This is a genomic window from Clostridia bacterium, from assembly GCA_012841935.1.
Taxonomy (GTDB): domain Bacteria; phylum Bacillota; class Peptococcia; order DRI-13; family DTU073; genus DUTS01.
The window spans coordinates 1-9,361 of sequence record DUTS01000071.1 but is presented as its reverse complement, the minus strand read 5'-3'; the positions used below and the strand labels follow the sequence as shown (position 1 = coordinate 9,361).

The 9,361-nt window shown below is 39.6% G+C and carries 8 protein-coding genes; all 8 read left to right on the top strand.

What is annotated here, in order from left to right; genetic code table 11:
• The first annotated feature begins 25 nt into the window (after nucleotides 1–25).
• A complete protein-coding gene (locus tag GX687_04275; GenBank protein HHX96663.1) occupies nucleotides 26–1,477 on the top strand; it encodes a hypothetical protein in 1,452 nt (483 codons plus the stop codon).
• A gap of 99 nt (nucleotides 1,478–1,576) precedes the next feature.
• Nucleotides 1,577–3,232: an arginine--tRNA ligase gene (locus GX687_04270; protein ID HHX96662.1), complete on the top strand. Its 1,656-nt coding sequence runs from the start codon at nucleotides 1,577–1,579 to the stop codon at nucleotides 3,230–3,232.
• 33 nt (nucleotides 3,233–3,265) lie between these two features.
• Nucleotides 3,266–4,876, top strand: a complete 1,611-nt coding sequence (locus GX687_04265) for a CTP synthase (GenBank protein ID HHX96661.1) — start codon at nucleotides 3,266–3,268, stop codon at nucleotides 4,874–4,876.
• Nucleotides 4,877–4,909: 33 nt separating this feature from the next.
• Entirely contained in the window at nucleotides 4,910–5,995 is a 1,086-nt protein-coding gene (locus GX687_04260) for a peptidoglycan bridge formation glycyltransferase FemA/FemB family protein (GenBank protein ID HHX96660.1), read from the top strand.
• A gap of 2 nt (nucleotides 5,996–5,997) precedes the next feature.
• The gene (gene alr / locus GX687_04255; GenBank protein HHX96659.1) at nucleotides 5,998–7,143 is read left to right on the top strand and encodes an alanine racemase; all 1,146 of its coding nucleotides are present in this window, start codon (nucleotides 5,998–6,000) and stop codon (nucleotides 7,141–7,143) included.
• Nucleotides 7,144–7,190: 47 nt separating this feature from the next.
• On the top strand, nucleotides 7,191–7,556 hold the full coding sequence (locus GX687_04250; protein HHX96658.1) for a response regulator: 366 nt from the start codon (nucleotides 7,191–7,193) through the stop codon (nucleotides 7,554–7,556).
• Nucleotides 7,557–7,636: 80 nt separating this feature from the next.
• On the top strand, nucleotides 7,637–8,314 hold the full coding sequence (locus GX687_04245; protein ID HHX96657.1) for a hypothetical protein: 678 nt from the start codon (nucleotides 7,637–7,639) through the stop codon (nucleotides 8,312–8,314).
• A 12-nt stretch (nucleotides 8,315–8,326) separates the two neighbouring features.
• Entirely contained in the window at nucleotides 8,327–9,181 is an 855-nt protein-coding gene (locus GX687_04240) for a class II fructose-1,6-bisphosphate aldolase (GenBank protein HHX96656.1), read from the top strand.
• The last annotated feature ends 180 nt before the right edge of the window (nucleotides 9,182–9,361 follow it).

The window sequence follows — 9,361 nt, the reverse complement described above, 5'->3', positions numbered from 1 at the left end:
TGATGAACCTTATGGGGGCACGGATTTGGATGATGATCCTGAAAAAGAAAAGTATGAACGTTATTTAACTTTTCAGGCTAAACCTAAACAGGAATGGGAAAAAGAATATGAGCCTATTCGTGTAGAAGCTAGTATAGATTGGCTGCGGGATTTTACAAAAGAGGATTATCTAAGGGTAGGTGGAGGTGGTAAAGTAAGTAAGGATGGGAAAAAGTATATCCCCCTAATATATGATTTGTTTTTAACGCAAGTTTTGGAAAGTAGACCACATGACTATCAATTGGCTCCGGAAATTTCGCCCCATACTGTAAAGTTTTATTTACATGATAAGGTACAAGCTGAAAACATTAAAAGGGATGATCAGGCGGATTTAGTTGAGGGTTGGCGGTGGTATTTGCCAATTTATTTAAAGTTTTATGGGGTGAAGAGGGTGGTGGGGATTGATCTTGAGGTGGTGGAGGTGGAGCAGGTAAGTCCAGTGAGGGCTGGGAGTAAGCAGATGGGGTCTTGTCTTTTGAGGAATAATGGGGGGAAATTGGAGACTTTTAGGGTTAATTATTGGGCAGATGGTAAAGTGGTAGGGAGTGAGGTATTGGAATTAGAGGGGGGTGAAGATTGTCGGCGGAATTTTAATTGGCAGGTACCGTGGAAAAAAGAGGAATGTCTTTTGAGGGTGGAAGTGGAGCCTGTAGTGGGTGAAATTGATTTGGGAAATAATTGGAAAGAAATAGTGGTGGAAGTTGAAAAGCCAGATTTGGTTAAACCGGATTGTTTATTTATGAATTTGTGTGAGAATGAGTGGCTGGAGACTTATTCTTGGCGGGTAAGTTATGATTGTAGTTATTTTGATGAAAATGGGGTTTATCATCCTTCTACTTGTTGGCGTACTAGAACAGAGACTGTAAATTATCGGGAAAGCCTGGAGGTAATCTTGGAGATTAATACTAAACAGTGTGAAGATAGGGGCAGAGAAAGTCGGGGCTATTGGGAGATTTATCCCGCTACACAACGGGGTGGAAAGTTTTATGGCCGGGATCCTAATCAGATTACTCGTTCGGGTTATGGATTTGAGGTGGTGGTAAAGACGATTTATTGGACTGATTGGGAAACTAAGGTGCCGCGGGCAGCTAGAGCTAAAGGGGGTAGTTTTGAGGGGCCTGGTGAGGTGGTGGTACAGTTTCATGATCGGGGGGAAATTATTAGATTAGAGCCTGTAGAAAAAAGGCAGGAAAAGGATCGGGAAATTACGGTGTGGAAGTTGCCGGAGGAAGCTTATGTTTTTTCGGATGGTGAAACCATTTGGGAGAGAAAATATTATACTGAGGTAGAATTGCCGGATGGAGAATATTTAGTAAGGGCTATTGTGGCTCCTTGTGGAAAAGAAATCGGAGAAATTTGTCAGGATGAAAAGGTTGTGATTTATGGTAGTATCTATGATGATTTATATACTCGGCCGGCTAAAAAACAGGAGTGGTAAACATAAAGGCACTGGATTTAGTGCCTTTATTTAATTGTGAGCAAGGATTGACATTAACTTTAAAAGCACAATATAATTGGGATGGGGGGGAATTGGGGAATGGATCTTTTTAAAGCAAAAAAAGAGGAAATAGAGGGAGTTTTAAAGGAAACCTTAAAATTAGTGCAAGCAAAAGGGCTATTACAGTTAAATGAATGGCCCACTTTTATTGTGGAAAAACCGCGTGATAAATCTCATGGTGATTGGGCCACTAATGTCGCTTTATTATTAAGTAAGGTAGAGAAAAAAGCCCCGCGCGAAATTGCTCAAATTATAGTTAATAATTTGTGTCCGGGGATAAATAAGTTGGGAAAAACAGTGGTTGCAGGCCCTGGTTTTATTAATTTTTATTTGGAAAAAGATTGGTTGGTGGAAATATTACCCAAGGCTATCGCGGCTGATGAACAATATGGTCATTCCAATTATGGTCAAGGTGAAAAAATACAAGTGGAGTTTGTTAGTGCTAATCCTACTGGGCTTTTACATATGGGTAATGCTCGGGGAGCTGCTTTGGGTGATACTTTGAGTAATTTGTTGGCAGCAGCAGGTTATCAGGTAACACGGGAATTTTATATTAATGATGCTGGTAATCAAATTGAAAATTTCGGTAAATCTTTAGAAGCACGTTATTTAGAATTATTAGGTGAAAAGGTTGAATTCCCGACAGAAGGTTATCATGGTGAAGATTTAAAACAAACTGTGGCTAAAATTATTGCTGAGGTGGGAGATACTTATTTAAACGTGGCTCCGGAGTTGCGTAGAGAGTTTTTGATTGAAAAGGCCTTGACAGAAAAGCTGGGGGCTATTAGGGAAGATTTAAAACAATTTGGGGTTGAATATGATTGTTGGTTTAGTGAACAAAGTTTACATGAAAGTGGTGAAATTGAAGATTGTTTGGAAAGGCTTGAGGATAGTGGTGTAGTTTATGAAAAAGAGGGCGCTTTATGGTTAGAATTAGGGGAAGACAAAGATGAGGTTTTGGTGCGTTCCAATGGTTTAGTTACTTATTTTGCTGCTGATATTGCTTATCATCGTAATAAATTTGAGCGGGGTTTTAGTAAAGTGATTAATATTTGGGGTGCTGATCATCATGGCCATGTAGCTCGTATGAAAGGAGCTATACAGGCTTTAGGTTATGATTCCCAAAGGTTAAAAATTGTTTTAATGCAGTTGGTTCACCTTTGGCGTGGTGGCCAAAGGATAAAAATGTCCAAACGGAGCGGTACTTATATTACTTTGGCGGAATTAATTGCTGAGGTAGGACGTGACGCGGCTCGTTTCTTTTTTGTCATGCGCAGCCCGGATAGTCATTTGGATTTTGATTTGGATTTGGCTAGGGAAGAATCTGCTGCTAATCCTGTTTATTATGTGCAATATGCTCATGCTCGGATTCATAGTATTTTAAAGGCGGAAACATGTGAGGAACTTCAGCCTGATTTTACTTTATTGAAAACTGAGGAAGAATTGGCATTAATTGAAAAGATTGCGGAATTCCCAGGAGAAATTGTGGAAGCCGCACTTAATTGTGAGCCACATCGTTTAACACATTATGCACAGGAGTTGGCTGCTTTATTTCATAGTTTCTATAATCGACAGCGGGTTTTAGTAAAAGAACCTGCCTTGAGACAAGCACGTTTAGGTTTAATTGATGCAGTACGTATTACACTGCGTAATGTTTTAAGTTTATTGGGAGTAAGTGCTCCAGAAAGAATGTAAATTTAACATGGGTGTAGGGAGGCAGGATGAGGTTTGGCGACAAAATATATTTTTATAACTGGTGGGGTAGTTTCATCTTTGGGTAAAGGCATTACCGCTTCATCTATCGGACGTTTATTAAAAAGTAGGGGTTTGGAAGTTTTGATTCAAAAATTTGACCCCTATATTAATGTTGATCCTGGGACTATGAGTCCTTATCAGCATGGGGAAGTATTTGTAACAGAGGATGGTGGGGAAACTGATTTGGATTTGGGACATTATGAGCGCTTTGTGGATATTAATGTCAACCGTCTTTGTAATACTACTACCGGTAAAATTTACTGGTCGGTAATTCAAAAAGAAAGAAGAGGGGAATATAAAGGAAGTACTGTACAGGTAATTCCTCATATTACTAATGAAATAAAAATGGCTGTTTTTCGGGCTGCTGCGGAAAGACAGCCTGATGTGGTCATTACGGAAATTGGGGGTACTGTGGGGGATATAGAATCACTACCTTTTTTGGAAGCCATCCGCCAATTAAAGAGTGATGTAGGACGTGAAAACGTGATGTATATTCATGTTACCTTAGTCCCTTATTTACAGGCTGCCAAGGAGGTAAAAACTAAACCTACTCAACATAGTGTCAAGGAATTAAGAAGTATTGGTATTCAGCCTGATGCCATTGTTTGTCGTTCAGAAAAATCACTTTCCAAAGAAATGGAAGCTAAAGTGGCTCTGTTTTGTGATATTGAACAAGAGGCTGTCATTCAAGCCGTGGATGCCCCTTCGATTTATGAGCTGCCTTTACTTTTAAAAGAGGAAGGGCTTGATGATATTATTATTAAAAAGTTGGGTTTGGAATGCCAGGAGGCGGAATTACAAGAATGGGAAGAAATAGTTTGGAGGATTAAAAATCCACGGGATTCTTTAAAGGTGGCCTTAATTGGTAAATATGTAGATTATCCTGATGCTTATCTTAGTGTTACTGAGGCTTTGTGTCATGCAGGTATTGAACATCATTTGGCGGTAGAAGTGAAAATGATTGCTCCAGTTGATTTGGAAAATAGTGTGACTCCGGAAATATTGCTAAAAGGGATTGATTGTTTATTAATTCCGGGGGGCTATGGTGATTGTGGTCGGGAAGGTAAATTAAAGGTAATTCGCTATGCACGTGAAAAAGGAATTCCCTTTTTGGGTATTTGTTCCGGGATGCAGTTAGCTATATTGGAATATGCTCAAAATGTAGTGGGAATGGTTGGGGATTTGGAGGCCAAATTAATTAAACCAGTGGAGATTTCTACTTTGGCAGAACATGAATTAGCTGGTTCACAAAGGAAAAAAAAGGTCGGCAGTTTTCCTTGTGTTTTAAAAGAGGGAACAAAAGCTTTTCAGGCATATGGTCAAAAAGAAATTGCTGAAAGACATCGTCATTATTATGAATTTAATAGTGCCCAGCGGCAGTATTTGGAAAAAGGGGGTTTAGTGTTTAGTGGTCTTTCTCCACATGATGGTTCTCTTGTGATTATGGAAATTTCGGAACATCCTTGGTTTGTCGGCTGTCAATTTCATCCGGAATTTAAATCACGTCCCAATCGAGCTCATCCTTTGTTTAGAGATTTTTTAGGGGCGGCTTTAAAAAGGCGGCAAACAGGTAAACATAATTAGGAGGACACTTGAAGGAGGTTTGACCTAAAAACAATGTATTTTTTTCGCTTATTAGACGAAACGGAAAAAGAGACTTATAATCGGTTTTTGTTAACAGCACCTAAAACTCATGTTTTGCAAACTTGGGAATGGGGTGAATTAAAAAGCAAAGGAGCCTGGCAGGCTTATCGTTTTTTAGTGGAAGATAGACAAAAACCAGTAGCGGGAATTAGTATTTTATCTCGTCGTTTGCCGGTAATTGGTAAAGTTATTTTCTATGCTCCACGCGGACCTGTGGGAGATTTAACTAATCGGGAAGTAATGGATTTTTTGTTTGCTTCGCTGAAAAAATTTGCCCGGGAAAAAGGGGCTATTTTTTTAAAAATTGACCCCGATATTCCTGCTGATGAAACGCAAATAAAAGATTATTTTGCGGCACGCGGTTTTGTGTTGGTGAGTACCCGAGACGGATTTTCCGGAATTCAGCCAAAATTTGTTTTTCGTTTGGATTTAACACCTGATGAAGAAACACTTTTGGCTAATTTTCATTCTAAAACCCGTTATAATATTCGTTTGGCCAAACGCAGGGGGGTTGTGATTAAAGAAGACTGTACAGCAGCGGATTTGACTATTTTTTATAATTTACTGCAAGAGACTACAGAACGTAATAATTTTTTGGTGCGTTCCTTTGATTATTTTACTCAAATGTGGGATTGTCTGTATCCGGCAGGTTATTTAAAATTATTTTTAGCTTATTATCAGGATAAGCCGATTGCTGGTACTTTGGCATATCTTTTTGGGGATACTGCTTGGTATATTTATGGGGCTTCTTCGAATCAGCACCGCCGCGTGATGCCTAATTATTTGCTGCAGTGGACGATGATTAAATGGGCGAAAGCCAATGGCTGTAAGGTATATGATTTTCGCGGTATTTCTGGTGATCTTTCACCAGATAATCCTTTATATGGCTTATATCGTTTTAAAAAAGGCTTCAAGGGTACGTTTACTGAATTTGTAGGCGAATATGATTTAGTTTTTGCACCTTTTTATTATCGGATGTGGACAAGCTGGGAGCCTCTTTATCAGAAAAATATTAGAAGGTTGCTTAATTGGAAAAGGGCCTTGTTCAAGGGGGATTAAGAATGCTAGCTGCTGCTAATTTGCCTTGTTGGCTGGAGGTGGATTTAGAAGCCTTAAAATATAATTATGAGTTAATTCGGGAAAGAATTGGCCCTCAAGTTAAATTGTTGGCGGTTGTTAAAGCTGATGCCTATGGACATGGTTTGGTACCTGTCAGTTTGTTTTTGGAAAAATTAGGGGTAGAAATGTTAGGGGTTACCACTGCTGAAGAGGGGCTGATACTGCGTACTGCTGGTGTTCGGGTGCCCATTTTGGTGTTTAGGCCTTTTTTCCCCGAGGAATTGGCTTTATATGTAGAACATGATTTAACGGCAACTATTGCTGATTTAGCTGCTGTTTTACAGGTAGAAAAATGGTTTGCTGAACATGAGGGTAAATTAAAAGTACATTTGAAAGTGGAGACAGGTTTGGGCCGTTATGGGCTTTGGCCGAAAGAAGTTGTACCTGCTGCTCAAAGATTATTACAAATTCCCGAGGTAAATATTGAAGGGGTTTATTCCCATTTGGCGTCTGCTATGCAGAAAAATAAAAGCTATGCTAAGCGACAATTCAAATTATTCGGGCAGGCTTGTCAGGCTTTGGAGGAAATAGGTCTAAAGAATTTTATTAGACATATAGCTAATAGTGCTGCGGTTTTGGATTTGCCGGAAATGTATTTGGAAATGGTGCGAGTGGGAACCTTGCTTTATGGTCAGTATCCAGAACCCCGACAAAGAAAAATTGTCGAATTAAAGGAAACAGGGACCTTTAAGGCGAAGGTGGTTTATATTAGGGATTTACCTCGCGGTTATACGGTTGGTTATCAGCGTGCTTTTAAAACTCGTCGGACTACTCCGGTAGCGGTTTTGCCGGTGGGATTAAAAGATGGAGTGGAGGTAGCTCCTTTATTAAAACCAGCTAATCTGTTGGATTTTATGAAAGGTGTTTTGAAGCTTTTTTTAAGTTACCGAGGCTGGTTAAGGTTTTCACCCCCTGTGTTTTTTCCCGGGGGGGTAGGGCGAATTATCGGTAAAGTAGGTATGCAGCTTACTATGGTAGAAATTTCAAAAGTCGAGGCTGTACAAGTAGGTACTATTGCAGAATTGCCTTTGCGGAAGACGATGGTCGCCGCTGGTATTCCTAGATTCTATAAAGCCAATAAGCGGTGATTGATGACTAAAGAGCATTAAAGCCAACCAGAAGGATGGTGGTAAGGATGGTAAAAGCTCAAGTCTTAATCGTGGATGATCAAGAAGGAATACGGCAATTATTACACGAAACGTGTCACCTGTTAGGCTATAAGGCATTAACCGCCAAGTCGGGGGTTGAAGCACTAGCTTTGGCCCAAAAACATGATTTCCAATTAGCTTTGGTAGATCTAAAGATGCCGGGTTTAGATGGTTTTAGTACTATGGAGCGTCTTTTGGCGGTGGAAAATCGACTTAATCTTATCGCCATGAGTGGTTATGGTGAAATGGAATTAAATGATTTCCCTCCTCATTTAAAAGTAGCGGCTATTATGAAAAAACCTTTTGATTTGATGGAACTAAAATCTCTTTTGGAAAAAAATTTAAAGAAATAATCGTCAGATTTCGGCAGGATTTTATTAAAAAATGCAGAAGGTTGCTTATAGCTGAAGTAATGACAAAAGGGGAGAAAAAAATGCTGCTCTCGACTTACACGGTTGTGGCTTTACCTTGTGCTCAATGCGGCAAAATGGAAATGCATTTTTTGTCGCGTTTTGCTTGTGGTAAAAAGGGACAAGTAGAATTATTTTGTGAATGTGGGAAGCGTTTAATGTCTTTGACACGCCGTGCTCGGCATTTATATTATTTACAAACAGCTTGTCCAGTTTGTACACAGGGGCATTTGTTTGAAATGCGGGGACAGGAAATTTGGAATGAGCAAATTTGTTTTTTAGTTTGTGAACAAACTGGAATAAAATTGGCTTATTTAGGGATTAAAGAAAAAGTGCAGGAGGCAATTAAGGCGGAATATCTTTCTTTGGAAGAAATGATTCAAGGGCTGCAGTTTGAACACTATTTTCTTAATCCCAAAATTATGTTTGCTGTTTTAGAATATTTAAAAGACAGTATGCAGGAAGGGCGTATTTACTGCAGTTGTGGTCATGATAATTTTACTACTGAAATTTTTGCGGAACATGTGGAGCTCTATTGCTTACACTGTCAGGCTGTAGGGATAATTTTTGCGGAAACAGAGACAGATTTACTAAAACTGCGGACACGGAAGATCCTGGAGTTAAAGGCCCATTCTAGTTGTTTACTTGCAGAAGAGGAGGCGAGGGGCGGAAGATTAAAAATAAATAGAAAAAGTGAATAGGAGGTGAGCAAAGTGCCATTAGTGTCTGGTAAAGAAATTTTGCAGGCAGCGGAAAAAGGGAACTATGCTGTGGGAGCTTTTAATTGCAATAACATGGAAATAGTGCAGGCTATTATTGCTGCAGCTGAGGCGGAAAAGTCACCGGTGATTATTCAAGCTAGTCAAGGGGCTATAAAATATGCTGGTTTGGATTATATTGTTAGTTTAGTGACCTTAGCTGCGGAAAAAAGTAGTGTGCCGGTATGTTTGCATTTAGATCATGGTACTGATTTTCAGCAGGTAATTCGCTGTCTGGCACGTGGTTTTACGGGAGTAATGTATGATGGATCACAAGTACCTTTAGAGGAAAATATCGCCACTACGAAAAAAATTGTAGAGTTAGCCCAAGCAGTAGGGGTAACTACCGAAGCTGAATTAGGTAAAATTGGGGGTAGTGAAGATGATGTGCATGTAGATGAAAAAGATGCAATGTTAACCGATCCCGCGGAAGCTAAATATTTTGTGGAAGCAACAGATGTAGATTCACTGGCGGTAGCCATCGGTACAGCACATGGACCTTATAAGTTTGAACCAGAACTTGATTTTGAACGTTTGCGGGAAATTCGTTGTTTGGTTAAAATACCAATTGTATTACATGGTTCCTCCGGAGTAGCGGATGCTGATTTAAAACAGGCTATTGCTTTGGGAGTGCGTAAAATTAATATTGATACTAATATTCGCGAAGCTTTTGTGGGGGGATTAAAGGAGGCCCTAGCCGCTAATCCCGCGGAAATTGATCCCCGAAAATTATTGGGACCTGCACGGGAGAAAATGACGGCAGTGGTTCGTGAAAAAATCCGTATTTTTGGAAGTAGTGGAAAAGCATAAATGGTTAATAATAAAACGGGTAGAGGAATGCCAAGCCGATACCCGTTAAATAATTGGAGGCGAGGGGCTGTTGACATGAAACTATAAAATATTATAGAACCAGCTTGCTAAACTATAACTTTTGTGTTATATTATTAGCAGGAGGTGACAAACAATGAAGCAATATACAATAGGGCAATT